Source organism: Aeromonas cavernicola (assembly GCF_002795305.1).
Classification (GTDB): domain Bacteria; phylum Pseudomonadota; class Gammaproteobacteria; order Enterobacterales; family Aeromonadaceae; genus Aeromonas; species Aeromonas cavernicola.
Map to the genome: position 1 here is coordinate 1 of NZ_PGGC01000174.1, position 26,193 is coordinate 26,193.

A 26,193-nucleotide genomic window follows, 5' to 3' on the forward strand; every position below is an offset into this window, starting at 1 on the left:
CGGATGGCATGGCGGCGCTGCACGGTACTGGCCTTGTCCCTGACCGGGTGACCTTGATTGGTGGGGGGGCCCGTAGCGCCCTGTGGAGCCAGATGTTGGCCGATATCAGTGGCATGACCTTTGATTATCGCAGCGGCGCTGAAGTGGGACCGGCACTAGGCGCGGCTCGGTTGGCCCAGTTGGCGAGCCATCCGCATGTGCCATTATCCACCCTGTTGCCTGTGTTGCCACTGGTGCGGGCCTACCATCCTGATCCGCAGCGGCATGGTCGCTATGCTGAGCAGCAAGCAACCTTCAGGGCAATTTATCAGCAGTTAGCTCCCCTGATGCAGGGGTGACCCCTGACCCTGAGCGCTGCCGCTAAGGTGGCGACACCCCGCCAGATAACTATCTGATGAAATGAAAAAAGGCCGCAACTGCGGCCTTTTTGACGGGCGGAGCCCATTCAGAGCAGGGGAGGTTATTGCAACACCACCTGCTGGAACCCTTGTACCAAACTGATCACCGGTTGTGGATAGATACCCAGCAGCAGGACCAGCACGGCTGAGAGCAGCACGACTACACCGCCGGAGGAGAGTGCCCAGTCGGCACTGGCATCGCGCCGCTGCATCCCTGGCTCAGCAAGATAGAGGGTGACCATGACCTTGAGGTAATAGAAAAGCCCCAGGGCGCTGCCGAGCACGATGGCGCCAGAGAGCCACCAAAGTTGCGCCTCGACGGTCACCCCGATGAGGTAGAACTTGCCGATAAAGCCGAGGGTCATCGGAATGCCCGCCAAGGAGAGCATCATGATGGTCATCACGGCGGTCAGGTAGGGCCGCTTCCAGAACAGGCCACGGTAGCTGTGCAGAGAATCTGCATCTTTACCGCGGTACGGGCTCGACATCATGCTCACCACCCCAAATGCCCCCAGACTGGTGAACAGATACATCAACAAATAGACCCCAGCCGCTTCAACGGGCATCTGGCCATGGCGGCTAGCGACGATCACCGCCAGCAGATAGCCAAAGTGGGAGATGGAGGAGTAACCCAGCATCCGCTTGATATTGGTCTGCACCAGTGCCAGCAGGTTACCGATCAAGATAGAGATCACCGCCATGGCGGCCAGCAACCAGTGGATCATCGGGTCTGCGGTGGCGGGGACCGCCAGATAGAAGCGCAGCAGCACAGCAAACACTGCAACCTTGCTGACGGTCGCAAGAAAGGTGGCGACCGGTGCAGGTGCCCCCTCGTAGACATCGGGGGTCCAGAGGTGAAAGGGTGCCAGCGACAATTTAAAGGCAAAGCCCACCAGCATCAGGCCAAGCCCCCCCATCAGCAGTGGGTGATGGGCTGGGCTCTGGGCAAGGGTCAGCCCTAAGTCACTGAAGCTCAGGCTGCCAGCTTGGGCATAGAGCAGCGCCATGCCAAACAGCAAGAACGCGGTCGCAGCAGCGGAGAGCACCATGTATTTGATGCTCGCTTCTAAAGAATGGCGCTCGCGATAGGCGTAACCGACCAGACCAAACATCGGCAGGGTCAGCATTTCAATGCCGATAAAGAGCGATGCTAAGTGGCGGGAGCAGGCCAGCACCAACCCACCAGCGGTCGCGATCAACAGCAGCAGGAAAAACTCTTCTCGGTTGTCTGGATAGGTCTTTAGCCATGACTGGCCAAAGGTGCAGGTAGCGAGTGCACCCACTAACACCAGCCCCATATAGAAGACGGCATAGCTATCGATCTGGAGCAGCGGGGTGACTCCCTGATCCCCCTGAGCCATTACAATAGGCAAAGAGAAGAGTGCCAGATTAAGACCGGCGATGGTCACAATGTAGGCTGTGGTGACGCAGCGGCGCCAAGCGATGGCTAGCATCAGGACTGCCATTGCGCCCGTGGTGAGCAGCAGGGGCAGCAGAGCCAGCAGTTGGGAAGCGGAGAAGGTCATTACAGGGCTCCAGCAGTCGGCAGCAGATACCAGTGCAGCACGTTGATAAGGCTGCTGCTGGCGGTATCGATCACAGGTTGGGGATAGAGTCCCAGCAGGACCAAGAGCGCTGCGATCACCATCATCATGGTCAGCTCTCGGCTATCTAATCCTTTCAGGGGCCGCTCGTCGTGGGCCGGACCAAAGCAGGCCCGTTGCAGCATGATCAGTGAGTAGACCGAGGCCAGTACCAGACCGAAGGTCGCCACGGCGGTGATGACCGGCGCAATCTGGAAACTGCCAACCAAGATCAGAAACTCCCCGACAAAGTTGCCGGTGCCGGGCATACCGAGCGAGGCGACCGAGAAGAACAGCATCACCCCTGGCAGGTAGCGCAGGCGGCCCCACAGACCGCCCATCAGGCGCAGGTCACGGGTATGCAGCCGTTCATAAAGTTGACCACATAAGATAAAGAGACCGGCGGCGGAGAGGCCATGAGCGATCATCTGTACCACGGCGCCTTGCAGTGCTAACTCGCTGCCGGAGTAGATAGCGATCATCACAAAGCCCATGTGGGAGATGCTGGTGTAGGCGACCAGCCGCTTGATGTCGGTCTGGGCAAAGGCAACCACGGCGCCATAGATAATCCCGATAAGACCCAGCACCATGGCATAGGGAGCAAACTGGGCGGAGGCGTCGGGGAACAACGGCAGGGCAAAGCGCAGCAGACCATAAGCCGCGGTTTTCAGCAAGATACCAGCCAAATCCACCGAGCCTGCGGTAGGCGCTTGGCTGTGAGCATCAGGCAGCCAGCCATGCAGCGGCACCAGCGGCATTTTGACCGCGAAGGCGATAAAGAAGCCCAGCATCAGCAACCACTGCACTCCACTGCTCATCGGCGTGTCTAACAGATCCAGATAGTTGAAGGTGAACACCCCAGTGGCATGTTGGTGGGCCAGCACCAGTCCGATGATGGCCACCAGCATGATAAGGCCCGAAGCCTGGGTGTAGATAAAGAACTTGGTAGCCGCATTGATCCGTGATTTACCGTCGGTGACCGAGTGGCCCCACAGCGCGATCAGGAAGTACATGGGAACCAGCATCATCTCCCAGAAGAAGAAGAACAAGAACAGGTCCAGCGCCATAAAGACGCCGAGCACCCCGCCCAAGATCCAGAGCAGGTTGAGGTGGAAGAAGCCGATACGCTGCACGATCTCTTGCCACGAGCAGAGGATGGCCAACACCCCGATAAAGCAGGTGAGGATCACCATCAGCAGCGATAAACCATCCACCGCCAGATGCAATGAGATGCCAAAGCGAGGTATCCAAGGTAGCTGCCACTCGGCAGCCCAAGCGGAGGCAGTGCCGGTCACGCCTGCGCTATCAAGGCCCGTGGTAGCGACAGAGAAATCCCCGCCCAGCCAGATAGCACAGGAGAGCAGCAGGCTGGCACTCATGGAGAGCAGAGCAACCCAGCGGACAAATTGCCCACCCAGACGCTCCATTTGCCAGCAGAGCAGGCCGCCGATAAAAGGAATTAGCAAGATCCAGAGTAAAGTCACGGTATCAGCTCTCGTTCAAGTTCATACGGGGTTGCGCGTCACATTCCATGGGCGCTAGCCAACAAGATGGCGGTAAAACGGCTTGGTGTTTCATCCCATCACCCCAACAACAGCAGTGCCAGCACGACGACCGCGCCGATCCCGATGGAAGCCGCATACCAGCGCAGTTTGCCAGTTACGGTCCAAGCTAATAGCTGATTGGCGCGCAGGGCAAGCCAAGCGGGCAGCCCCATGATCCAGTCCAGCGGATCGCGGGCCAACAACCGCGTAGCCAGCAGATAGGGTTTGACCCACAGCTGGTCATAGAGCCAATCAAAGCCCCACGCATTGAACCAGAGGGTGCTGAGTAGACGACCCGGCGCACTGTTGGCGACCGCGCTGGCCAGCCGCCGCTCACCGAGGAACAGGAAAGCGGCCAGCACAATACCTGCGATGGCGATGATGCCGGAGGTAATCTCCAGTGCATGGCGCCCCTCTTCGATATGATCGCCAGGGCCTGCCGGCAGCACCCCGGCCAGCGGCGGAGTAATAAGCGCCCCAATCCCAGTAGAGAGCACCAGCAGCACCAGCAACGGTAGGTGGTGAGCCAGACCGTGGCCCGCATGGGCTTTGGTTTGTTCTTTGCCATGGAAGGCGATAAAGATCAGCCGGAAGGTATAGAGCGAGGTGAGGAATGCCCCCACCAGACCCGCCCACAGCAGGGCGCTTTGGCCTGATGCCTGCACCTGCCACAAGATGGCATCTTTACTGTAGAAACCGGAGGTAACCAGCGGCAGCGCGGCCAACGCCGCCCCGCCGACCAAGAAGCAGGCATAGACCAGTGGCAGGCTTTTGCGCAGGCCGCCCATCTTGAAGATGTTCTGCTGATGGTGGCAGGCAACGATAACCGCACCGGAGGAGAGGAACAGCAGCGCCTTAAAGAAGGCATGGGTCATCAGGTGGAAGATAGCCCCTTGCCATGCCCCTACGCCAAGCGCGAGGAACATGTAGCCAATCTGGCTCATGGTGGAGTAAGCCAAAATCCGTTTGATGTCGGTCTGCACCAGGGCCGCAAAGCCAGCCAGCACCAAGGTGATGGCGCCGACCAAGCCGACCAGATGGAGGACGTCCGGTGCCAGCAGGAACAGGCCGTGAGTGCGCGCAATCAGATAGACCCCAGCGGTCACCATGGTCGCGGCGTGGATCAGGGCTGAGACTGGGGTTGGGCCTGCCATCGCATCGGCTAGCCAAGTTTGTAGCGGCAGCTGGGCCGATTTACCGACCGCCCCACCGAGCAACATCAGACAGGCTAGCGACAGGGCAGGGGAGCCTTCGGCAAACTGGGCCGGAGCCCGTACCAGCAGCTCATGGATATTGAGGGTGCCTAGCTCCTGATAGAGGATGAACAGGCCAATGGCAAGAAACACGTCACCGACCCGAGTGACCACGAAGGCCTTGAGCGCTGCGGCCCCATTTTTTCGGTCTTGGTAGTAGAAGCCGATCAGCAGATAACTGCACAGCCCCACCCCTTCCCAGCCGAGATAGACAAACAGCAGATCATCGGCCAGTACCAAGAACAGCATACTGGCGATAAACAGGTTGGTGTAGGTGAAGAAGCGGGAGTAGCCCTCTTCGCCGCGCATATACCAAGAGGCAAACAGGTGGATAAAGAAACCCACCCCAGTCACTACCCCCAGCATGGTCAGCGACAGGCCATCCAGTGCCAGATTGAAGCTTGGGGTAAAGTTGCCCACCGCTATCCATTGCCACAAATGTTGGATATAGACTCCGCCCTCGGGCGGGTTGGCGAAAAAGTCTATGCCAACCCAGAGGGTGGTGAGGGCCGATAGGCCGATGCTGCCGACACCGATCAGCGCAGCGGTGCGCTCATTTAAGCGGCCAAGGGAGAAGGCTAGCACCAGCCATCCCAGCAGCGGAAAAAGGAAAGTCAGGTATAAAAGGCTCATCCGCGCATCTCGCTCACAGTGTCCACGTTCAGGGTGTGGTAACGACGATAGAGCAGCAGTAACAGGGCGAGGCCGATACTGGCCTCTGCTGCTGCCAGAGAAATCACCAAGATGTACATGATCTGGCCATCGGCTTGGGCCCAGCGGCTACCGGCCACCACAAACGCCAGTGCGGAGGCATTCATCATGATCTCGATACTCATCAGGATGTAGAGCAGGTTGCGGCGGATCAGCAGACCGCACAAGCCGATGCAGAACAGCACCGCGGCCAGCAGGAGGCCGTACTCCATAGGGATTCCATTCATGGCTGAGCTCCTTCCTGAGACGGGGTGCGAGGTACGGAGAGGACTTCACCACTCTTCTCTTCACGGCCTAGGTGATAGGCCGTTACTAGACCGGCTAACAGCAGGATCGAGGCGAGTTCCACGGCCAGCACGTAAGGGCCAAAGAGTGTGACACCGACCTGCTTGGCAGTCACCTCGGTCGTACCTATCTGGCCGCCGGTGACGCCAAGGATGCCGTAGGCCAGAAACCCGAGCAGGATAAGCGAGAGCAGCGCAGGGCCAGCCCAGGTCATGGGGGTGAGCCATTTTTTCTCTTGTACCTGTGCCGAGCCGAGGTTGAGCATCATCACCACAAACACGAACAGCACCATGATGGCGCCTGCGTAGACGATCACCTGCAGGGCGCCAGCAAAGGCCGCTCCCAAGCAGAAGAAGATCATGGCGACCGCGATAAGAGAGATAATGAGATTGAGCAGCGCATGCATCGGATTGCTGGTGCTGATCACCCGCAGTGTGCTGTAAACGGCCACCAGGGCCGAGGCATAAAATGCCAGTTCCATGATTGACTCCTCAGGGCAGCAGGCTCTTGACATCAATAGGCTTGGCTTCGTTTTCGGCATCCCCTTTCGGTTTACCGTCGATGGCCATGCCGCTCATGCGATAGAAGTTGTAGTCAGGGTATTTGCCTGGGCCGCTTATCAGCAGATCGTCTTTCTCGTACACCAAATCTTGGCGGCGATACTCGCCCATCTCGAAATCCGGCGTGAGCTGGATAGCGGTGGTGGGGCAGGCTTCTTCGCACAAGCCGCAGAAGATGCAGCGAGAGAAGTTGATGCGAAAGAACTCCGGATACCAGCGGCCATCCTCTCGCTCCGACTTTTGCAACGAGATGCAGCCGACTGGGCAAGCCACGGCGCAGAGGTTGCAGGCTACGCAGCGTTCATCCCCGTCGGGGTCACGGGTCAGCACGATGCGGCCACGATAGCGGGGCGGGACATAGGCTGCTTGCTCTGGGTAGTTCACGGTTTCACGGGGCCGCCAAGCATGGGAGAACACCATGGCTAAACTACGTAACTGGGTACCGACACCTTGGATAATGTTCACAATTTTCATCGCATGCCTCACTGCATATTCATCAGTACAACTGCCGCGGTGACCAGCATATTGAGCAGGGTCAGCGGCAAGCAGACTTTCCAACCAAACGCCATCACCTGATCAAAACGCGGGCGAGGCAGGGAAGCCCGCAGCAGGATGAAGAACACCATGAAACAAGCGGTCTTCAGCGCAAACCAAACGAAGGGCGGCAACCAAGGGCCATGCCAGCCACCGAAGAACAGCGTGACGATAAGGGACGAGACCAACACGATCCCGATGTATTCCCCCACAAAGAACAGGCCCCACTTCATCCCCGAATACTCGATGTGATAACCATCGGCGAGCTCCTGCTCGGCTTCTGGTTGGTCGAAGGGGTGGCGGTGGGTAACGGCAACGCCAGCAAACAGGAAGGTGATAAAACCCAGAATTTGGGGTACCACGTTCCACAGCCCTTGTTGCGCTTCGACGATGTCGCGCAAGTTAAAGCTGCCAGTTTGGATCACCACACCCATCAAGGCGAGACCCAAAAACACCTCGTAGGAGAGGGTCTGAGCGGAGGCGCGCAGGCTGCCAAGCAGCGAGTATTTATTGTTACTCGACCAGCCAGCGAACAGCACCGCATACACCGCCAATCCCGCGATGGCTAAGATGTAGAGCAGGCCGACGTTGAGATCCGCCACGCCCCACGTGGGAGTGATGGGCACCACCGCAAACGCCAAGATAAAGGCAGTAAAGGCGATGATGGGTGCTAGTACGAAGGTGCGACGGTCGGCAAAGGGGGGGATCCAGTCCTCTTTGAAGAACATCTTGATCATATCGGCGGCTAATTGCAGTAGGCCGAATGGGCCTACGCGGTTAGGGCCATAGCGATCCTGCCACAGGGCTAGCAAGCGGCGCTCGATGAAGCTCATGAAGGCCCCAGCCCCCACGATCCCTACCAGCACGATCAATGCTTTGCCCACCTCCAGCAACAGATCGATCAGCGACTCGCTCATGCGATCACCTCCTGCAGGTGAGTGATGGAGGCTTGTTGCAGCGCTGTTGGCAGGCCGTTCACCCCTAGCGGCAGCCCCACCAGACCGCAGCTCAGCTGCTCGCTCAAACGCAGCCGCAATTGCCAGTGGCTACCGCCCCAAGAGAAGGAGACCTGACTGCCCGCAGGGAGGGCAAAACGCTGCGCATCCACGGGGTTGAGGATCAGTTCGGGCTCGTTCATCCGGCTCTGGATCACTGGGCTGCGCGCTGACAGCTCCTCACCACCAAACAGCTGGGCATAATTGACCACCTGCAGTGCCTCTGTGGCCTTGAACGGGGCGGGGATAGCCGCAAACCAACCGAGCGGAGCTTTGCCTTCTGCTTGCGGAACAGTGGCTTCCAGCAGGCGACGACCAGTATCCCCAGCCCGTAGCTTGCCGCCCACCTCGTCTTGAAACTTGTTCCACGCGGAGGGGGAGTTCCAACCCGGTGCCCAAGCAAACGGCACTTGCGGGATATCTTGGCGGGCCCCAGCGTACCCTTCCATGGAGAAGTTGAAGGGGGAGTCGGGATCTTGCGCCACCCGTGGTTCATTGACGTTTTTATCCGCCAGCATGGAGGTACGCCCGCTGTAGCGGTGTGGCTCACGGGCTAGCCGCATGCCACGGATCCGCAAGCCTGCGTTGGGTGCGGCTTCCAACATGGTGGCCAGCAATGGGGTGCTGCTGGCACAGTCGTGATTGATTTGATCAAAATTTTGCCAGCGCAGTGGCTTACGCTCGAGGGCTCCTTGCAGCGCGGCCAGCCAGCGCCACCCTTCACGTACCTGAATATCGGCATTGTAAAAGGTGGGGGCATAGACCTGGAAGAAGCGCTGGGCGCGGCCTTCCATATTGACGAGGGTGCCATCGGCTTCGGCAAAACTGGCCGCGGGCAGCACTAGGTCTGCCTTGTTAGCGGTTGGCGTCGCCTGATGGTCGATGACCAGCAGGTGTTGCAACCGAGCCAGTGCTGCGTCCACCCGGTTACGCGGTGCGCGGCGGTAAAGATCGTTCTCCAACGTGACCAGCGCCAGCCCCTCTTGTGCCTCAATACGCGCCAGCGCAGCTTCCAGAGGCTTATCAGAGAGGGTATTAGCACCCAGCATGGCCAGCCCCAGCGAGTTAGCCTCTTGGCCAACCAGCGCGATGCTGGCTTCCAGTCCACGGCCTTTCAGGGCGCGGGCAATGTTGCTGGCCGCCTCAAGCAGCGCCACATCGCGGGCACTGGAGCCTGCAATGATGAGCGGCTTTTTGGCGTTGCCTAGCAGTGCTGCCCAGCGAGCCGCTTGTGCCTGCTGCTCGGGGCCAAGATCGGTCACGGCTGGTGCACTCGGGTCGAGCAGGTTGGCGATAGCAAAGCCAAGGCGCGACTGATCAGCATACGGGGCGTGCAGCATGTCGGCCGCCACATCATCAAGACGGGTGGTGTCGAGACTGGTAATGAGCAGCGGGTAGCGCTCGTTCTGCCCCAGCGTTTGCACGGCGGCAACCTGCCACAGATCCACCTTCATCTTGCGCGCCAGTTCGCGGGCCTTGCCCTTGACGGCCTGACGCAGCGCCAGCGCGATACGGGCAGCGCTCATGGTGACATCCTCGCCAAGGACCAGAATGGCATCGGCCTCTTCCATGTCGCGCAGGCTTGGGGTGGGCACATTGCCATGCTGCAGGATCTGCAGCATCTGTTGCTGACAGGCCCACTCGGTCTGCTCGACGCCAGCGTAGAAGTTGGCTTCACCCACCAGCTCGCGCAGGGCAAAGTTGCTCTCCAGTGAGGCGCGCGGCGAGCCGATGCCGATGAGGCCGCGGGCCGTGCGCAAGGCATCGGCGGCGCGGTTAAGGGCGCCATCGACCGTGATGGTCAGCTGGTCATTGCCCTCTTTGAGCTGCGGCTGGCGCGGGCGGTCCGCCAGATTGACATAGCCATAGCCAAAGCGGCCACGGTCACACAAAAAGTAGTGGTTGATGCTGCCGTGGAAGCGGTTTTCAATCCGGCGCAGCTCGCCATAACGCTCACCCGGGCTGATGTTGCAACCCACGGAGCATTGCTGGCAGATGCTGGGGGCAAACTGCATGTCCCACTTGCGGTTGTAGCGTTCGGAGTGGGTCTTGTCGGTGAAGACGCCGGTGGGGCAGACTTCCACCAGGTTGCCGGAAAATTCGCTCTCCAGGGTGCCATCCTCGACCCGCCCGAAATAGACGTTGTCGTGGGCACCGTAGACCCCGAGATCCTCGCCACCGGCATAATCCTTGTAATAACGGACGCAGCGATAGCAGGCGATACAGCGGTTCATCTCGTGTGCCACAAAGGGGCCGAGATCCTGATTCTGGTGGGTGCGTTTGGTGAAACGATAGCGGCGGCTATTGTGGCCGGTCATCACCGTCATGTCCTGCAGGTGGCAGGCGCCGCCCTCCTCACACACCGGGCAGTCGTGGGGGTGGTTGGTCATCAGCCACTCCACCACGCTCTTGCGAAACTCTTTTGCCTCTTCGTCTTCGATGGCGATGTAGCTGCCATCGGTGGCCGGAGTCATGCAGGACATGACCAGACGACCGCGCTTGTCATCGGCGTTTTGATACTGTTTGACCGCACACTGGCGGCAGGCACCCACGCTACCGAGCGCGGGGTGCCAACAAAAATAGGGGACGTCCAGACCCAGCGACAGACAGGCTTGCAGCAGGTTATCCGCCCCGTCTACCTCGTACTCTTTGCCGTCTACATAAATGGTTGCCATACAACTTCCCTGAAACCTGTTTGGTGAAATCTGTGCTGTCGTTACCAGCGCTCGCCCAGCAGATTGGGCTGGATCCCTTTGACGGCCTTGCGGTTATCACCGCTGCCTGTGATCCCAGCCTCAAATTCGGAGCGGAAATATTTGATGGCGCTGGCGAGCGGCTCGACGGCGCCCGGTGCGTGGGCGCAGAAAGTTTTGCCTGGGCCAAGGAAGCCACAGAGTTGCTCAAGGGTCGCCAGATCGCCGGATTGCCCTTCGCCACGCTCCAGTGACCGCAGCAGCTTAACGCTCCAAGGCAGGCCGTCGCGGCAGGGCGTGCACCAGCCGCACGATTCGCGGGCGAAGAACTCTTCCATGTTGCGCAGTAAGGAGACCATGCTGATGCTGTCATCCACCGCCATGGCAAGGCCGGTCCCCATCCGGGTACCCACCTTGCCGATCCCCGCGGTATACATCTGGGCATCGAGGTGCTCTGGTAGCAAGAAGCCGGTACCCGCACCGCCTGGTTGCCAAGCTTTGAGGCGATAGCCGCTCTTCATGCCACCGGCGTAGTCTTCAAAGAGTTCACGGGCGGTGATGCCAAAGGGCAGCTCCCAGACACCTGGGTTGTTCACCTTGCCGGAGAAGCCCATCAGCTTGGTGCCGTGATCTTCCGAGCCCGGCAGCGCCAGCCCGTGGTACCACGCGACCCCGTTGCCGATGATGGCGGGCACGTTGCAGAGGGTTTCGACGTTGTTAACGCAGGTGGGTTTGCCCCAGACGCCGGAAACAGCAGGGAAGGGCGGTTTGGCGCGCGGATTGGCGCGGCGCCCTTCCAGCGAGTTGATGAGGGCTGTCTCTTCGCCACAGATGTAGCGACCGGCGCCAGTGTGGACGAACAGCTCGAAGTCAAAGCCGGAGCCTAGAATGTTTTTGCCCAGCAGCCCGGCGGCCTTAGCCTCTTCCACCGCACGGCGCAAGTGGATGGCGGCATCCACGTATTCGCCGCGCAGGAAGATATAACCGCGATACGCCTTGAGGGCGCGCGCCGAGATAATCATTCCCTCGATCAGCAGATGGGGCAGTTGCTCCATCAGTAGCCGGTCTTTCCAGGTATTGGGCTCCATCTCATCAGCGTTGCAGAGCAGGTAACGGATGTTCATGCTCTCGTCTTTGGGCATCAGGCCCCACTTAACCCCAGTGGGAAAGCCTGCGCCGCCGCGGCCTTTGAGGCCGGCGTCCTTGACGGTGCTGACAATCTCGTCTGGGCTCATCTGACCCAGTGCCTTACGGGCGGCTTGATAGCCCTGTTTAGCTTGATACTCCTCCAGCAACACCGGCTGGCCGTCGTCCCGCAGCCGCCAAGTGAGCGGGTGGGTCTCTGCTGCACGGGCCGTGCGGTTGGCAGTGCCAAGCGAGGCGAGGATTTTGTGCTGTGGCAGGCTCATGGATAAGCCTCCAGGGTTTTCAGCAATGTCACCGGATCGAGGCCGCCATAGGTATCGTCATCGATCATGATGGCTGGCCCCTTGTCGCAGTTGCCAAGGCAGCAGACGGGCAGCAGGGTGAAGCGACCATCGGGGCTGGTTTGACCGGGGGCGAGGTTCATCACCTCCTTGAGACCGGCCATCAACTCTTCATGACCATTGATGTAGCAGACCATGCTGTCGCAGACGCGGATGATGTGGCGTCCCACCGGTTGGCGGAAGATCTGGCTATAGAAGGTGGCGACCCCCTCCACGTCGCTGGCTGGGATGCCGAGCTCGGCGGCGATGGCGTGAATCGCACCATCGGGGACCCAGCCGCGTGCCTGTTGCACGATCTTAAGCGCTTCAATGCTAGCGGCGCGGGGATCTTCGTAGTGGTGCTTTTCATGTTCGATGGCATCGCGTTCAGCTTGGCTCAGAACGAAATCATTCTGATTACTGCTGCATACGCCTAGCCCCTCTGGGGTCTGATTATTGTGACACTGACATTGCTGGCTCATGACTTGACCTTTGGTGGCTTGTCCCTTTACTGCACGTATCGTGTTCTATTCCCTTTGCCATGGCGCAGGGCGTTGCAACACTTAACGGTCCACATCCGACATAACAAAATCGATACTGCCCAGATAGACGATGAGATCCGACACCATGTTGCCTTTGATCACCGAGGGGATCTGCTGCAAATGGGCAAAGCTGGGGGTGCGGATCCGAGTCCGATAGCTCATGGTGGAGCCATCGCTGGTCAGGTAGTAACTGTTGGCCCCCTTGGTTGCCTCAATCATCTGGAACGACTCGGCAGCGGGCATCACTGGACCCCACGACACTTGCAGGAAGTGGTTGATCAGGGTCTCGATGTGCTGCAGGGTACGCTCTTTCGGTGGCGGGGTAGTGAGCGGATGATCGGCCTTAAATGGCCCCTCCGGCATGTTGTTCATGCACTGCTCGATGATCGACATGCTCTGGCGGATCTCTTCGATCCGCACGGTGGCGCGATCATAAGCATCGCCATTGCTACCGACCGGCACTTCAAAGTCGAATTGCTCATAACCCGAGTAAGGGCGCCATTTACGGATATCGAAGTTGAGGCCGGTGGCGCGCAATCCTGCTCCCGTGGTGCCCCACGCCAGTGCCTGTTCGGTAGTGTAGGCTGCCACGCCGATGGTGCGGCCGCGCAGAATGCTGTTACGCATTGCTGCTTTCTCATACTCCATCAGTCGCTTGGGTAGCCAGCTGAGCAGGTTATCTTGGATCAGGCGTTGCCAGCCGTTGGGTAGGTCATGGGCAACCCCGCCGATGCGAAACCACGCAGGGTGCATCCGCGCGCCGGTGATCGCTTCAATGATGTTGTAGATACGCTGACGGTCAGTGAAGGTGAAGAAGACCGGCGTCATGGCACCCACGTCTTGGATATAAGTACCTAGGAACAGCAGGTGGCTTTGGATGCGGAATAGCTCCGCCATCATCACCCGGATCATGTCGACCCGCTGGGGCACCTTGATGCCAGCCAGTTTCTCGACCGCCAGCACATAGGGCAGGTTGTTCATCACCCCGCCCAAATACTCGACCCGGTCGGTATAGGGGATGTAGCTATGCCAAGACTGACGCTCGCCCATCTTCTCGGCACCGCGATGGTGGTAACCGATGTCTGGCACGCAGTTGCGGATCTCCTCGCCATCGAGCTGCAACACCAGCCGGAAAGCGCCGTGGGCAGAGGGGTGGTTGGGGCCGAGGTTTAAGAACATGTAGTCCTCGTTCTCGCTGCCGCGTGCCAGACCCCACTCTTCCGGTTTGAACAGCAGGTTTTCTTGCTCCATGTCTTGCTTGGCGGCATCGAGCATGAAGGGATCAAATTCAGTCGCGCGCGCTGGATAATCTTTGCGCAGCGGGTGACCCTGCCAGCTCTTGGGCATCATGATCCGAGTCAGATGGGGGTGACCATCGAAGGTAATGCCCAGCAGATCCCACACTTCCCGCTCGTACCAGTTGGCATTGGGGAAGTGGTGGGTGATGGTGGGCAGATGCAGGTCACTTTCGGCCAGCGCCACTTTGAGCATCACATCGGCATTACGGTCGATGGAGATGAGGTGATAGAAGACGGTGAAATCGCTCTGGGGCAAGCCATCGCGATGGCTGCGCAGCCGCTCGTCGGTGGCGCTGAGATCATAGAGCATCACAAACGGGGCGGGCAGCTTGCGCAAAAAGCCGATCACGTCGATCAGCAGTTCGCGGGGCAGCCAGACCACCGGCACGCCGGTGCGAGTGGTTTGCACGGTGAAGTGCTCGGCGCCGAAGTGGGCAAACAGGTCGCCAACGACGTGGGCATCTTGGTGGTCGCTTGGCTGCCACTGGGCCATGGTGCTATTGCTTGGAAAATCACGAGTCAGTTTCATGGTCAGATCTCATCCGGCGTGCGCAGGTTGGTCACATTGATCCGCTCGCCGCGCTTGCGGTCCTTCTCGGCCGGCATATCAGGACGATAGATACCTTGATCACCCACTACCCAAGAGAGGGGACGACGCTCTTTACCAATGGAGTCTTGCAGCAGCATCAGTGCTTGCAAAAAGGCTTCTGGACGCGGTGGGCAACCCGGAATGTAGACATCGACCGGCAGGAACTTGTCCACCCCCTGCACCACGGAGTAGATGTCATACATGCCGCCGGAGTTGGCACAGGCACCCATGGAGATCACCCACTTGGGTTCGAGCAACTGTTCGTACAGGCGCTGGATGACCGGTGCCATCTTGATGAAGGGGGTCCCGGCAATCACCATAAAATCGGCCTGACGCGGCGAGGCGCGGATAACTTCGGCGCCGAAGCGGGCCACATCGTGGGGGGAGGTGAAGGCAGTACACATCTCTACGTAGCAGCAGGAGATACCGAAGTTGTAAGGCCAGAGCGAGTTTTTGCGGCCCCAGTTGACGGTGTCTTGCAGCACCTCCTCGAGACGCCCCATCATAATGCCGCGGGTCGCTTGTTGGGCTAGCGGGTCATCGACAGTTTGGCGCTGTTCCTGGGGATAGCGCTCAACGGGCGCATCCGGGTCAATCCGGGTCAGGGTGTACTTCATGGTGCAACCTCAAGGAAAGGGTCTGTGATTCAGTCAGTTTTTTTGTCGTTTAATTGCGCTTTACGTGGAGCCCAGTCCAAGGCGCCGATACGCCAGAGGTAGATCAGGCCGATAAGCAGCAGCACGATGAAAATAGTGGCTTCGATAAAGCCAACCCAGCCGCTTTCCCGAACGGAAACAGACCAGGCAAACAGGTAGAGTGCCTCGACATCAAAGATGACGAAGAACATGGCGACCAAATAGAACTTGGCGGAAAAACGAAGGCGGGCACTGCCCACTGAATCGACACCCGATTCGAAGGGTTTATTTTTAGTTCGGCCATGAGCACGGCCACCGAGCAGGGCTGCTAGACCAATCATCCCTAGGCAGAGACAAATGGCTGCAATGATATAAACGGCAAAAGCCCAATGTTGAACAGCGATATTGGCAAACATAGAGGTTTTCCCTAACCAAATTAATCATGTGGCGTAACATTGACGTCACGTATTATGCCACTTTCGTCCTGATTTACATGTCATTTTTATGGATTAATTATTAATCGGGTAACTGGTAATTAAAATATGTTTAAGAGACTTACTTCTGACATTTTGAGATGACGCAGTGAGTTGGTTTGCATAATGGGATCAAGATCACATAAGTCATGGTGCTCGCTCACGGAGTTAATACGTAATCACAGCTGCTTTGGGTTCAGTGCGGGTAACGAATTATCCACTATCAGTTTGTGTTGGCAGCGAGAGGGCCTGCTCCCCCCTCTTGCTGCCATGTGATGTTACAGCACTTGACTGAGAAATTGGCGCAGTCGAGGCGAAGGGGGATGGTCAAAGAAAGTGGCCGGTATTTCATCAACCAACAGTTCGCCGCCCTCCATAAACAGCACTCGGTCAGCGACTTCACGGGCAAAGCCCATCTCATGGGTCACCACCACCATGGTCATCCCCTCCCGAGCCAGCCCTTTCATGACCTCTAAGACCTCACCGACCATCTCGGGATCGAGGGCACTAGTGGGTTCGTCAAACAACATAATGCGGGGCTGCATCGCCAATGCTCTGGCAATAGCCACACGCTGCTGCTGACCACCAGAGAGCATCGAGGGATAGCTGTCTGCTTTATGGGCCAGTCCGACTTTTTGCAATAACGCGTTGGCTCGCTCTTCGGCATCACGGCGCGATAAGCCACGCACCTTTTGCGGCGCAAGGCTGATGTTATCCAGCACGTTGAGGTGGGGAAAGAGGTTAAAGGATTGGAAGACCATGCCCACCTCTTCACGCAGTTTATTGACATCGCCAGGCTCGGTGAGGCTAATCCCATCGACCATGATGTTGCCATCATTAATGGTTTCTAGTTGGTTAAGGGTGCGCAGAAAAGTGGACTTCCCTGAACCACTTGGCCCCACAATCACCACCACCTCGCCTTCCGCGATCTCGGTACTGACACTTTTGAGCGCATGAACGCCCCCAGCATAGATCTTATCGACCTTAGACGCCTTGATGATGGGGGTGGCATTAGTTGCTGCGTGCATATTTATGCTCCAGACGACGCACTACAAAAGAGAGACTACCCGTCAGCACCAGATAGAGCAGCGCGACGGTAAACCAGACTTCAAACGGGCTGAAGGTTGAGCTGACAATCTCCCGCCCCGCTTTGGTGAGGTCGGTAATGGAGATAACTGACACCAGTGACGAGTCTTTGATGAGGTTAATAAATTGGCCAGCCAGTGGTGGTAACACGCGCTTAAATGCCTGAGGCAAGATGACGTAGCGCATGGTTTGCGCTGAGGTCAGGCCCAGACTGCGGCCCGCTTCCATCTGCCCTTTGTGAATCGAGCTGATACCAGCCCGCACAATCTCCGCCACATAGGCACCGGTAAAGACGGCCAGTGCGGCGACGCCGGCGGTGAAGCGATCGAGGTTGAGTACGGTGCCAATAAAGAAGTAGACAATGAAGATCTGCACCAGCAGTGGCGTGCCACGAATCAGCTCCACGTAGGTGACGGCCACATAACGCAGGGCAGGATTGGGGGAGAGCCGTGCTAGTCCAGCCAAGGTGCCCAGCAAGATAGCAAAGACCCCAGCGACCAGCGAAAGCTTGACGGTCACCCAGATCCCCCACGCGATCGGGCCTGCTTTCCAGCTCAGCTCGGTCGCGAGGACATCACCACGAAAAATGGTATCGCCTTCGGCTACCTGAATCCCCGTTGCGGCAATCGCTTGGTGCTGCTGCGGGTCCAAATCGTTTTGCAGCAATAATGCGCCGTTGTTGCTGGCAACCACTGTGCCATCAAAATCGGCGTAGGTTTGCTGCTCTGCTTGGTAGGCGATGTACTGGGGGATCCGTTCCCAACGCCAGGTGTAATCTACGGACTGTACTGCTTGGTAGATGCCAAACGCAGCGGCACACATCAGCAGCACAAATACGCAATGCCAGAGCAACGGGTTGGGTTGTTTTTCCATTTGTCTGGTCGGTTTTGGGGTGCGCACAGTCACAATCTCTTTTCGTTATAGTGGGGGCTGCGTACAGGGGCGCCGTTGCGCCCCTTGAAGGTTATTTCAGCTGATTTAGCCAGACGGTGGATTCAAACCACTTCTTATAAAGACGGTCGTAACTGCCGTCCCCTTTGATTTGGCGCAGGTAGTTATTGAACCAGTTCAAGGTATCCTGATCCCCTTTGCGAATGGCCCACGCGAGCGGTTCAAAGGTGAACGGTTTGGCAAGATGGACAATGGAGTCAGCATTCTGGGAGGCAAAAATGGCGTTGTAGGGCAGGTCATAAACAAAGGCATCGACCTTGCCGTTGAGCACTTCCAATTTGGCATCATCTTGGGTTTCAAACTGCAACAAGGTCGCTTTGGGGATCAGCCGTTTCACCGCTTGCTCACCGGTGGTGCCGAGTTTGACGGCAATCTTGTACTTGGGATCGTTTAGATCGAGCGACGATTTGATGGCGCCCGCCTTGTCTTTGCGCAGCACGATGGTTTGGCCAATCACGATGTAGGGATCGGCAAAGTTGACCCGCAGGTTGCGCTGTGGCGTGACGGTCATGCCACCCATAATGACATCAAATTTGTTGGTGAGCAGGGCAGGAATAATGCCATCCCAGCTGGTATTCACGAACTCGACTTTCACCCCCATCTCTTTGGCAACCATCTTGGCCAAATCGACATCAAAGCCGACGTATTGGCCTTGTTTATTAGTCATTTCAAAAGGTTGGTAGCCAACGTCAAAACCGACACGCAGCACTCCACGGGCCATGACATCATCGAGCATGGAGGGAGTTGTGGGCGTGGGGGCTGCTGTGGCCAATCCGCAAATAAGCAGCGTAGATAGCATCAGTTTTTTGATCATAAGGACTTCTCTGTCGATGGTGTATTCAGCCTTGGGCTTGATCCTGTGGCGATGTCAGTAACATGAACGATTGCTGCATACAGCCATCAGCAAGCCAAGATACATGGGATGAGGTGAAAGATTCATATGAGGTGCTGCATATGGCGAGGTAAGTAACACATCGACCTACATCAGATGGATTCAGATAACTCAATAGGTTAGTGACGCTTTGTGCTCAGACGGGCACTCATAAAATCTTATCAAAACAACATAACTATCTAATGAGGAGGGTTCAAGCCTAAATTGTTTTCAACGTCCTTTTATGTGAAGAAAGAGACCTAAATGGGCTTATTTTTGGCTTGAAAGGGGTTATATGAGGCTTTTGTCGCCAAGGGCGAGGGTATCAGGGGGCATGACGCCCCCTTGGTATGACGGCCGTGATAAATGATGGCCCCGTTATCAGGGGGTAGCAGCGTCACGTGTTGGGCGTGGTGGGAGAAGCTCGCTGTTAGCAACCCGTGGCATGGCCTGTATAGGGTTCGCATCAGCCTGAGCACAATCTGCTTTCATGGTCTTATAAAGGCCGACCATGAACAGGATCAAGATCACCGAGAAGGGCAAACCTGCCAAAACCACCACGGTCTGCATGGCGGTAAAGTTACCGGCAAATAGCAGCCCGATGGTGACTACGGTGATCACCACAGACCAGAGGATCCGCAACCAATGGGGCGCATCTTCATCGAGATCCCCTCCTTGGCGCGACAGGTTAGCCAGCATCACCGAGCCTGAATCGGCGGGGGTCAAGAACAGCACAAAGCCGACAAAAATAGAGAGACCGATCACCACTTTGGCAAACGGGTAGTGCTCCAGCAGCAGATAGATAGACATGGATGGCTGCTCCAGTGCAGCCTTGGCCAAGGCTGTCGCATCTTGATTGAGCACCAGATCCATAGCGCTGTTGCCAAACACCGAGAGCCACATCAGGGTAAATGCCAGCGGGATCAGTAACACCCCCAGAACCAGCTCACGCACAGTACGTCCCCGTGAAATGCGGGCGATAAACATGCCGACAAACGGAGCCCAAGAGATCCACCACCCCCAGTAAAACAGGGTCCACAGGCCTAACCACTCGACATTCTTACCAGGGGCGCCATCGGTATAGACATACAGATCAAAGGTCTTCAAGATCAGCCCGTTAGCATAATCCCCAAGGTTTTGCACAAAGCCGTTGAGCAGATCTAGCGTGGGGCCAAACAGCAACACAAACAGCAGCAGTGAGCTAAACAGCAAAATATTGAGGTTGGAGAGACGACGAATGCCTTTCTCCACGCCCGATACCGCCGCCAAGGTGGCGACCACGCTCATCACCAGCAGTACTACCAGCAGGGTGGTGTTGGAGTGGGTCATACCGAACAGGTATTCCAAGCCGGATGACACTTGCAGTGCCCCTATGCCTAAGTTCGTGACCAGACCAACCAAGGTCACAAAGATGCCAAAGCAATCTACGGCATGGCCAGCAGCCCCCTTGACTCGGCGTGCGCCAAGGATCGGCAACAAGGCCGAGCGCAAGGCGAGTGGTTGCTTGTGGCGGTAAGCAAAATAACCCACGGCCAACCCGACCAGCGCATAAATGGCCCAACCATGAATGCCCCAGTGTAAGAACATCAGCTGGATCGACTGACGAGCGGCTTGGCTGCTCCCTGCGACCCCTTCTGGCGGGTTGTAGAGGTGGTCGATAGGCTCTGATGCGGCAAAGTAGAGCAAGGAGATGCCGATTCCAGATGAGAACAACATGCCTGCCCATGCGCCATAGCTGAAGTCTGGCTGCTCATGGTCGGCCCCCAGCTTCAACTGGCCAAATCGGGAAAACGCGACCCAGCAGACGAAGAAGAGATAGCTGCCAATGGCCAGCATGTAATACCAGCCAAAGCTATGGGAGAGCCACGTTTGGGTGCGCCCCAGCCACGCCCCCGCCTGCTCAGGAAAGAGCATTAAGGCGGCGGTGAGCAGCAGGATCAACGAGGTTGAGCCGTAGAAGACAATCGGGTTGAGACGCGCCTGGGCAGGCGTCGTGATCGGTAAAGGTGTACTCATGCGAGGTTTGCCCCTATGGCAATAAAGGTATCTCTACCCAGCACCGCCCCCTGTGGTACGGCAGTGGATGGTTGAACAGACAGATGACTCAAACACATGTGCGGTCAATGTGGCGGCCCGTGCCCACGCAGGGAGGGCAGCGGTATCGATATGGCGGCATTTGCGCGCTGGTGAGCAGGGGGGTAGTACGTCCCTTCTCACCTGACTGAGTGCTCATTAAATGTTTTCTTATTGTTAATTTTTGGTTTCGCGGAGTTTAGCAAAAAGTTTGTTGAACGTTCAATTAAAAAAAAATAGACTGGCCCCCGTCGCTGTGGGCCGTCTGATTTACCTGTTATGACGACCCATAAAGGAGAGCAATATGCCCAAGGTAGGAATGCAGCCCATTCGCCGTTCGCAACTGATCCAAGCCACCTTAGACGCGGTGGATCAGGTTGGGATGAATGACGCCAGCATCGCCCTGATCGCCCGCTTAGCGGGGGTCTCCACCGGCATCATCAGCCACTATTTTCAGGATAAAAATGGCCTGCTGGAGGCCACCATGCGCCACCTGATGGCGGCACTGCGTCACGCGGTTCGGGAGCGACAGCGGGCCCAACTCGATGACTCGGTACGTTGTCAGGTACGGGCCATCATTGAAGGCAACTTCGATGCCAGTCAGGTCAATGGGGCGGCGATGAAAACCTGGTTAGCGTTTTGGGCAACCAGCATGCACCAGCCCGCCCTGCGCCGTTTACAGCGGATCAATGACCATCGGCTCTATGCCAATTTGTGCTGCCAGTTTCGCCGGATATTACCGACGACGCAGGCCCGCACGGCAGCCCGAGGGCTGGCGGCACTGATTGACGGTTTATGGCTGCGAGGTGCGCTATCTGGCGCCCAGTTTGATACCGAGCAAGCGCTAACCATTGCGTACGACTATCTAGAACAACACCTGACCCAGCAGACGCCCTAGCGGCTGCCGTGGTCGAACACTTATATAAAGAGGACTCAACTCCATGGCTCGATTCCCCCTGCAACAACTCTATATTGGTGGCCGCTATGTCGCCGCCAGCGGCACTGGCACGTTTGACACGGTCAACCCTGCTAACGGGGAAGTGCTGGCGACCGTCCAGCGTGCCACCCAGGCTGATGTCGAGCGCGCGGTACAAAGTGCGGTGGCCGGTCAGCGGGTATGGGCGGCCATGAGTGCCATGGAGCGTTCCCGTATTTTGCGTCGTGCGGTCGATATTTTGCGTGAACGCAATGAAGAGTTGGCGCAGTTAGAGACCTTGGATACCGGCAAGCCGTTATCCGAAACGCGCTATGTCGACATCGTGACCGGTGCTGATGTGCTGGAATACTACGCGGGCCTAGTCCCTGCCATCGAAGGGGAGCAGATCCCGCTGCGAGAGAGCAGTTTTGTTTACACCCGCCGTGAGCCGTTAGGGGTGGTAGCGGGGATTGGCGCGTGGAATTATCCGATTCAGATTGCCCTGTGGAAGTCCGCGCCGGCCTTGGCGGCAGGCAATGCCATGATCTTCAAACCCAGCGAAGTGACCCCGCTGAGCGTCCTGAAATTAGCGGAAATTTACACCGAAGCGGGTCTGCCCGATGGGGTATTTAATGTGCTGACGGGCAGCGGCCGTGAAGTGGGACAGTGGCTGACCGAGCACCCCTTGATTGAAAAAATCTCCTTCACCGGCGGCACCACCACCGGCAAGAAGGTGATGGCGAGTGCCTCAAGCTCCTCCCTCAAAGAGGTCACCATGGAGTTGGGCGGTAAGTCGCCGCTGATCATCTTTGATGACGCCGATCTGGATCGCGCCGCCGACATTGCGGTGATGGCTAACTTCTATAGCTCAGGCCAAGTGTGTACGAACGGCACTCGGGTCTTTATTCCCCGTCACCTGCAGGCCCAGTTTGAAGAAAAAATTGTGGCGCGAGTGGCGAACATCCGACTGGGTGACCCCCAGCAAGAGAGCACTAATTTCGGGCCCTTGGTCAGTTTTGCCCACATGGAGAGCGTGCTTGGCTACATCGAGTCAGGCAAAGCACAGCAGGCCCGGTTGTTGTGTGGTGGCCAGCGGGTGACCGACGGCCCATTTGCTAGCGGCGCCTATGTCGCGCCGACGGTATTTACCGATTGCCGCGATGAGATGACCATCGTGCAAGAGGAGATCTTCGGCCCAGTCATGAGCATCTTGACCTATGACAGCGAAGAGGAGGTGATCCGCCGTGCTAACGCCACCGAGTATGGCTTGGCGGCAGGGGTGGTCACCCAAGATCTGGCCCGCGCCCATCGGGTTATCCATCAGCTTGAGGCGGGTATCTGCTGGATCAATACCTGGGGTGAGTCCCCAGCCCAAATGCCGGTTGGCGGGTACAAGCAATCAGGGGTGGGCCGGGAAAATGGCCTGACCACTTTAGCCCACTATACCCGGATCAAGTCGGTACAAGTCGAGCTGGGCGGCTACCAGTCGGTGTTCTAACGACTCATCTTGGCACTAGCAAAGCTGGCCTATGCGGCCACTGATCAGCCAAGGGGCCGCGCTGGCGTGCCCCTTGGCGATATCTCTTCACAACCGCTTTGCACTCGTTATCGCTTTGTTCATTTTAAGGAGACCCTTTATGTCTCAGGAATTCGATTACATCATTGTCGGCGCGGGATCAGCAGGTAACGTGCTGGCGACTCGCCTGACCGAAGACGCAGGCGTCAGCGTGCTGCTGCTGGAAGCGGGTGGCCCGGATTATCGCGCCGATTTTCGCACCCAGATGCCGGCCGCATTGGCCTATCCACTGCAAGGGCGCCGCTATAACTGGGCTTACTTGACCGATCCTGAGCCCCACATGAATAACCGCCGCATGGAGTGTGGCCGTGGCAAGGGGCTAGGGGGATCGTCTCTCATCAATGGCATGTGTTACATCCGTGGCAACGCCATGGACTTCGATGGCTGGGCGACCCTCAAAGGCCTAGAGACATGGAGCTACCTCGACTGCCTGCCCTATTTTCGCAAAGCAGAGCGCCGTGACATTGGCCCCAATGATTACCACGGCGGAGATGGTCCGGTCAGTGTTACCACCCCTAAAGTGGGAAATAATCCGCTGTTCCATGCCATGGTCGCCGCGGGTGGGCAGGCGGGCTTTCCCCTGACCGACGATCTTAACGGCTACCAGCAAGAGGGGTTTGGGCCGATGGATCGCTCGGTCACCCCACAAGGGCGCCGCTCCAGCACGGCACGGGGCTATCTGGATCAGGCCCGCGCCCGCCCCAATCTGACCATCGTGACCCACGCCCTGACTGACCGAATCTTGTTTAGCGATAAGCGGGCGAGTGGGGTGAGCTACCTGCGCGGTGATAACAACACCGCCATCGAGGCGCGGGCACGGCGTGAGGTGTTGGTGTGCGCGGGCGCGATTGCCTCTCCCCAATTGTTGCAGCGCTCAGGGGTGGGGCCGGCGGCGTTACTCAAGCGAGTGGGGATCAAGCTGGTCCATGACTTGCCTGGGGTTGGTCAAAATTTGCAGGATCATCTGGAGATGTATCTGCAATATGCCTGTAAGGAGCCGATCTCCCTCTACCCGTCCCTGCAGTGGTGGAATCAGCCTGCGATCGGGGCCGAGTGGCTATTTAAGGGCACTGGAATTGGCGCCAGCAACCACTTTGAAGCGGGTGGATTTATCCGAACCCGTGCCGAGTTTGCGTGGCCCAACATTCAATACCACTTCCTGCCGGTCGCCATTAACTACAACGGCAGTAATGCGGTGCGGGAACATGGTTTTCAGGCCCATGTGGGTTCTATGCGCTCGCCCAGCCGAGGCCGTATCGAGATCACCTCCCGCGACCCACGCCAGCACCCGAGCATCCTGTTTAACTACATGGCCACTGAGCAGGATTGGCAGGAGTTTCGTGATGCCATTCGCATCACCCGCGAGATCATGAACCAACCCGCGCTCGATCCCTATCGTGGCCGTGAGTTGAGCCCAGGGCTTGATAAACAGAGCGATGCCGAGTTGGATGCGTTTATCCGCGATCATGCTGAGACCGCCTTCCACCCCTCTTGCTCGTGCAAAATGGGTGAGGACGAGATGGCGGTGGTGAATGGCCAAGGGCAAGTGCACGGCTTGCAAGGACTGCGGGTGGTCGATGCCTCCATCATGCCGCTGATCATCACCGGTAACCTCAACGCCACCACCATCATGATGGCCGAGAAGATTGCCGATAATATCCGTGGCTTGCCAGCCTTACCGCGTAGCACAGCGGCTTATTATCAGGCCAATGGCGCCCCAGTGCGTGGTGAACCACTGCGCCAGCGTGAGGCGCCCGCTGCGTTAGTGTAAGCCTCGTTTATGTGCCGATCAGGGCTTCCTGATCGGCACTGTTATCCTTGCCAATCCCCCCTCAGCCGCGCCCTCGTTGCTGGCCATTTTATCGTCAAAATCACCCATTTTTTTACATAAAAATTCATCTATTCATTCCATTATTCCCCTGCTGTTTATCGCCCATTCGTCACTGCTGATGTGCCCTTGTTAACCATCATGATCAATAACAAAGAAAAAATTTTAGATTGATTTTGGCAAAATCAATCGTTTATTTCGTGGTGTAATTAACGGGAGATGAGGGTCAAATCGGTAAGGTGACTGAGTTTAGCAACTCACTATCAATATTTAACCCCATGAATGAAGGAGATATTTTAATGGAAAAGCTTGTGCGAGAGATCGATACCATGCGCCAGGACTTTACCGAGCAAGGGCAAAAACAGGCCCAAGATAAGTGGCAGGCTAGGGTTGAAGAGCTGCAGTCAGTGCGTTCCGATGAGAACCAAGAAGAGGATGTCACGAGCTAATGATGGCAGGGGCAGCGTCGCTGGCTAGCCCGATCTCTTTGCCACGTTTAAGCAAAAAATATGCATTGTTCACGGTCCTGTCTGGGACGAATAGGCAGGGCCGTGAACAGACACAAAACAGAACAATTGCGCCTTATTTTGGCTGACGAGGCTTCTTGCTCGCGGCCAGCCGCTTGAGGCGCTGACCCTGCAGCTTGGCTTCGGCCATCACCTGGGCCACGGCGTTATCTTCACGCTGGGGGCGCTTGCCGAAGCGGCGACGCTCCTGCAACTGCTTGATCAGCTCGTCACGGCTGCTCACCTCGTAGCCCGGCACCATGATGCGGCGGATCTGCTGGCCGATCAGCGCCTCGATCTCCAGCAGGGTGCGCTCCTCTTCACGGCTGACGAAGGAGATGGCCATGCCGCGCTTGCCGGCGCGGCCGGTACGACCGATGCGGTGCACGTAATCTTCCGCCAGGAATGGCAGATCATAGTTGACCACGTATTCCAGATCCGGAATGTCTAGGCCACGGGCGGCCACTTCGGTGGCGACCAGTACCCGCACTTTGCCTTCCATGAACTCGCGCAGGGCGCGGCGACGGTTGCCTTGGGCTTTCTCGCCATGGACCACGGCGGACTTGATGCCGTCGAGGTTGAGCTCCTCGACCAGCTCGTCACAGCTCTCGCGGGTGCTGGCAAACACCAGCACCTGCTGCCAGTTCTGCTTGCCAATTAGCTCGGAGAGCAGCTCGCGCTTGCGCTTCTGTTCGACCGGATAGACGGTGTGGCTGACGGTGTCGGCGGTGGAGTTCTGCTTGTTGACGCTGACGATCTGCGGGCGGTCCAGCATCAGGTTGGCCAGCTTCTTCACCGCGTCAGAGAAGGTGGCGGAGAACAGCAGG

General features: G+C 57.7%; 23 protein-coding genes. 5 read left to right on the forward strand and 18 right to left on the reverse strand.

All coding sequences use genetic code 11. The annotated features are described in order from the left end of the window. A partial coding sequence (locus CUC53_RS16315; RefSeq protein ID WP_272896774.1) for an FGGY-family carbohydrate kinase occupies nucleotides 1-338 on the forward strand: 338 nt, incomplete at its 5' end. A 122-nt stretch (nucleotides 339-460) separates the two neighbouring features. Here CUC53_RS16315 and nuoN read toward each other — a convergent pair. The 17 genes from nuoN to CUC53_RS16400 form a co-directional block, all read right to left on the reverse strand. Further along, nucleotides 461-1,924, reverse strand: a complete 1,464-nt coding sequence (gene nuoN, locus CUC53_RS16320; RefSeq protein WP_100295107.1) for an NADH-quinone oxidoreductase subunit NuoN — start codon at nucleotides 1,922-1,924, stop codon at nucleotides 461-463. Further along, complete coding sequence (gene nuoM, locus CUC53_RS16325; protein WP_100295108.1) at nucleotides 1,924-3,465, reverse strand: NADH-quinone oxidoreductase subunit M; 1,542 nt, start codon at nucleotides 3,463-3,465, stop codon at nucleotides 1,924-1,926. Before nuoM ends, nuoN begins: the two co-directional genes overlap by 1 nt. A gap of 98 nt (nucleotides 3,466-3,563) precedes the next feature. Beyond that, nucleotides 3,564-5,411 carry an NADH-quinone oxidoreductase subunit L gene (gene nuoL / locus CUC53_RS16330; protein ID WP_100295109.1) on the reverse strand — a complete coding sequence of 616 codons (1,848 nt, stop codon included), beginning with the start codon at nucleotides 5,409-5,411 and terminating at the stop codon, nucleotides 3,564-3,566. Then, nucleotides 5,408-5,716, reverse strand: a complete 309-nt coding sequence (nuoK, locus tag CUC53_RS16335; RefSeq protein WP_100295110.1) for an NADH-quinone oxidoreductase subunit NuoK — start codon at nucleotides 5,714-5,716, stop codon at nucleotides 5,408-5,410. The genes nuoL and nuoK overlap by 4 nt, the downstream gene beginning before the upstream one ends. Next, the gene (gene nuoJ / locus CUC53_RS16340; RefSeq protein WP_100295111.1) at nucleotides 5,713-6,255 is read right to left on the reverse strand and encodes an NADH-quinone oxidoreductase subunit J; all 543 of its coding nucleotides are present in this window, start codon (nucleotides 6,253-6,255) and stop codon (nucleotides 5,713-5,715) included. The genes nuoK and nuoJ overlap by 4 nt, the downstream gene beginning before the upstream one ends. A gap of 10 nt (nucleotides 6,256-6,265) precedes the next feature. Further along, a complete protein-coding gene (gene nuoI, locus CUC53_RS16345; RefSeq protein WP_100295112.1) occupies nucleotides 6,266-6,808 on the reverse strand; it encodes an NADH-quinone oxidoreductase subunit NuoI in 543 nt (180 codons plus the stop codon). An 8-nt stretch (nucleotides 6,809-6,816) separates the two neighbouring features. Next, nucleotides 6,817-7,785, reverse strand: coding sequence for an NADH-quinone oxidoreductase subunit NuoH (gene nuoH / locus CUC53_RS16350; protein WP_100295113.1), 969 nt, complete (start codon nucleotides 7,783-7,785; stop codon nucleotides 6,817-6,819). Further along, nucleotides 7,782-10,538 carry an NADH-quinone oxidoreductase subunit NuoG gene (gene nuoG, locus CUC53_RS16355; RefSeq protein ID WP_100295114.1) on the reverse strand — a complete coding sequence of 919 codons (2,757 nt, stop codon included), beginning with the start codon at nucleotides 10,536-10,538 and terminating at the stop codon, nucleotides 7,782-7,784. The genes nuoH and nuoG overlap by 4 nt, the downstream gene beginning before the upstream one ends. A 41-nt stretch (nucleotides 10,539-10,579) precedes the next feature. Next, entirely contained in the window at nucleotides 10,580-11,965 is a 1,386-nt protein-coding gene (gene nuoF, locus CUC53_RS16360) for an NADH-quinone oxidoreductase subunit NuoF (protein WP_100295115.1), read from the reverse strand. Then, entirely contained in the window at nucleotides 11,962-12,504 is a 543-nt protein-coding gene (gene nuoE / locus CUC53_RS16365) for an NADH-quinone oxidoreductase subunit NuoE (RefSeq protein ID WP_100295116.1), read from the reverse strand. Before nuoE ends, nuoF begins: the two co-directional genes overlap by 4 nt. An 81-nt stretch (nucleotides 12,505-12,585) precedes the next feature. After that, nucleotides 12,586-14,391, reverse strand: coding sequence for an NADH-quinone oxidoreductase subunit C/D (gene nuoC / locus CUC53_RS16370; RefSeq protein ID WP_100295117.1), 1,806 nt, complete (start codon nucleotides 14,389-14,391; stop codon nucleotides 12,586-12,588). Nucleotides 14,392-14,393: 2 nt separating this feature from the next. Continuing rightward, on the reverse strand, nucleotides 14,394-15,068 hold the full coding sequence (locus tag CUC53_RS16375; RefSeq protein WP_100295118.1) for a NuoB/complex I 20 kDa subunit family protein: 675 nt from the start codon (nucleotides 15,066-15,068) through the stop codon (nucleotides 14,394-14,396). Between the two features lie 29 nt (nucleotides 15,069-15,097). Beyond that, complete coding sequence (locus tag CUC53_RS16380) at nucleotides 15,098-15,502, reverse strand: NADH-quinone oxidoreductase subunit A (protein ID WP_100295119.1); 405 nt, start codon at nucleotides 15,500-15,502, stop codon at nucleotides 15,098-15,100. Nucleotides 15,503-15,837: 335 nt separating this feature from the next. Beyond that, nucleotides 15,838-16,587 (reverse strand): amino acid ABC transporter ATP-binding protein, encoded by a 750-nt coding sequence (locus CUC53_RS16385; RefSeq protein ID WP_100295120.1) that lies wholly within the window; start codon nucleotides 16,585-16,587, stop codon nucleotides 15,838-15,840. Beyond that, nucleotides 16,571-17,518 (reverse strand): amino acid ABC transporter permease, encoded by a 948-nt coding sequence (locus CUC53_RS16390; RefSeq protein ID WP_100295126.1) that lies wholly within the window; start codon nucleotides 17,516-17,518, stop codon nucleotides 16,571-16,573. Before CUC53_RS16390 ends, CUC53_RS16385 begins: the two co-directional genes overlap by 17 nt. A 91-nt stretch (nucleotides 17,519-17,609) precedes the next feature. Further along, nucleotides 17,610-18,410: a transporter substrate-binding domain-containing protein gene (locus CUC53_RS16395; RefSeq protein WP_100295121.1), complete on the reverse strand. Its 801-nt coding sequence runs from the start codon at nucleotides 18,408-18,410 to the stop codon at nucleotides 17,610-17,612. A 438-nt stretch (nucleotides 18,411-18,848) separates the two neighbouring features. Further along, nucleotides 18,849-20,483: a BCCT family transporter gene (locus tag CUC53_RS16400; protein ID WP_100295122.1), complete on the reverse strand. Its 1,635-nt coding sequence runs from the start codon at nucleotides 20,481-20,483 to the stop codon at nucleotides 18,849-18,851. A 361-nt stretch (nucleotides 20,484-20,844) separates the two neighbouring features. Here CUC53_RS16400 and betI point away from each other — a divergent pair, with 361 nt between their 5' ends. From betI to CUC53_RS18985, 4 genes are all read left to right on the forward strand, one after another. Continuing rightward, entirely contained in the window at nucleotides 20,845-21,438 is a 594-nt protein-coding gene (betI, locus tag CUC53_RS16405; protein WP_100295123.1) for a transcriptional regulator BetI, read from the forward strand. 43 nt (nucleotides 21,439-21,481) lie between these two features. Continuing rightward, the gene (gene betB, locus CUC53_RS16410) at nucleotides 21,482-22,954 is read left to right on the forward strand and encodes a betaine-aldehyde dehydrogenase (RefSeq protein WP_100295124.1); all 1,473 of its coding nucleotides are present in this window, start codon (nucleotides 21,482-21,484) and stop codon (nucleotides 22,952-22,954) included. 139 nt (nucleotides 22,955-23,093) lie between these two features. Further along, the gene (gene betA, locus CUC53_RS16415; protein WP_100295125.1) at nucleotides 23,094-24,803 is read left to right on the forward strand and encodes a choline dehydrogenase; all 1,710 of its coding nucleotides are present in this window, start codon (nucleotides 23,094-23,096) and stop codon (nucleotides 24,801-24,803) included. Between the two features lie 356 nt (nucleotides 24,804-25,159). Beyond that, a complete protein-coding gene (locus CUC53_RS18985) occupies nucleotides 25,160-25,309 on the forward strand; it encodes a hypothetical protein (protein WP_167386781.1) in 150 nt (49 codons plus the stop codon). Nucleotides 25,310-25,442: 133 nt separating this feature from the next. Here CUC53_RS18985 and CUC53_RS16420 read toward each other — a convergent pair. Then, on the reverse strand, nucleotides 25,443-26,193 hold a 751-nt coding region (locus CUC53_RS16420), incomplete at its 5' end, for a helicase-related protein (RefSeq protein WP_272896775.1).

Bases quoted from the DNA above. Each gene is read 5' to 3' on its own strand.
- CUC53_RS16400 (WP_100295122.1), bottom strand. From the start codon at position 20,483: ATGAGTACACCTTTACCGATCACGACGCCTGCCCAGGCGCGTCTCAAC.
- CUC53_RS16395 (WP_100295121.1), bottom strand. From the start codon at position 18,410: ATGATCAAAAAACTGATGCTATCTACGCTGCTTATTTGCGGATTGGCC.
- nuoH (WP_100295113.1), bottom strand. From the start codon at position 7,785: ATGAGCGAGTCGCTGATCGATCTGTTGCTGGAGGTGGGCAAAGCATTG.
- nuoK (WP_100295110.1), bottom strand. From the start codon at position 5,716: ATGAATGGAATCCCTATGGAGTACGGCCTCCTGCTGGCCGCGGTGCTG.
- CUC53_RS16385 (WP_100295120.1), bottom strand. From the start codon at position 16,587: ATGCACGCAGCAACTAATGCCACCCCCATCATCAAGGCGTCTAAGGTC.
- betA (WP_100295125.1), top strand. From the start codon at position 23,094: ATGTCTCAGGAATTCGATTACATCATTGTCGGCGCGGGATCAGCAGGT.
- nuoN (WP_100295107.1), bottom strand. From the start codon at position 1,924: ATGACCTTCTCCGCTTCCCAACTGCTGGCTCTGCTGCCCCTGCTGCTC.
- CUC53_RS16380 (WP_100295119.1), bottom strand. From the start codon at position 15,502: ATGTTTGCCAATATCGCTGTTCAACATTGGGCTTTTGCCGTTTATATC.
- CUC53_RS16375 (WP_100295118.1), bottom strand. From the start codon at position 15,068: ATGAAGTACACCCTGACCCGGATTGACCCGGATGCGCCCGTTGAGCGC.
- nuoI (WP_100295112.1), bottom strand. From the start codon at position 6,808: ATGAAAATTGTGAACATTATCCAAGGTGTCGGTACCCAGTTACGTAGT.
- nuoJ (WP_100295111.1), bottom strand. From the start codon at position 6,255: ATGGAACTGGCATTTTATGCCTCGGCCCTGGTGGCCGTTTACAGCACA.
- nuoF (WP_100295115.1), bottom strand. From the start codon at position 11,965: ATGAGCCTGCCACAGCACAAAATCCTCGCCTCGCTTGGCACTGCCAAC.
- nuoE (WP_100295116.1), bottom strand. From the start codon at position 12,504: ATGAGCCAGCAATGTCAGTGTCACAATAATCAGACCCCAGAGGGGCTA.
- nuoL (WP_100295109.1), bottom strand. From the start codon at position 5,411: ATGAGCCTTTTATACCTGACTTTCCTTTTTCCGCTGCTGGGATGGCTG.
- nuoC (WP_100295117.1), bottom strand. From the start codon at position 14,391: ATGAAACTGACTCGTGATTTTCCAAGCAATAGCACCATGGCCCAGTGG.
- CUC53_RS18985 (WP_167386781.1), top strand. From the start codon at position 25,160: ATGGAAAAGCTTGTGCGAGAGATCGATACCATGCGCCAGGACTTTACC.
- nuoG (WP_100295114.1), bottom strand. From the start codon at position 10,538: ATGGCAACCATTTATGTAGACGGCAAAGAGTACGAGGTAGACGGGGCG.
- CUC53_RS16390 (WP_100295126.1), bottom strand. From the start codon at position 17,518: ATGGAAAAACAACCCAACCCGTTGCTCTGGCATTGCGTATTTGTGCTG.
- betI (WP_100295123.1), top strand. From the start codon at position 20,845: ATGCCCAAGGTAGGAATGCAGCCCATTCGCCGTTCGCAACTGATCCAA.
- betB (WP_100295124.1), top strand. From the start codon at position 21,482: ATGGCTCGATTCCCCCTGCAACAACTCTATATTGGTGGCCGCTATGTC.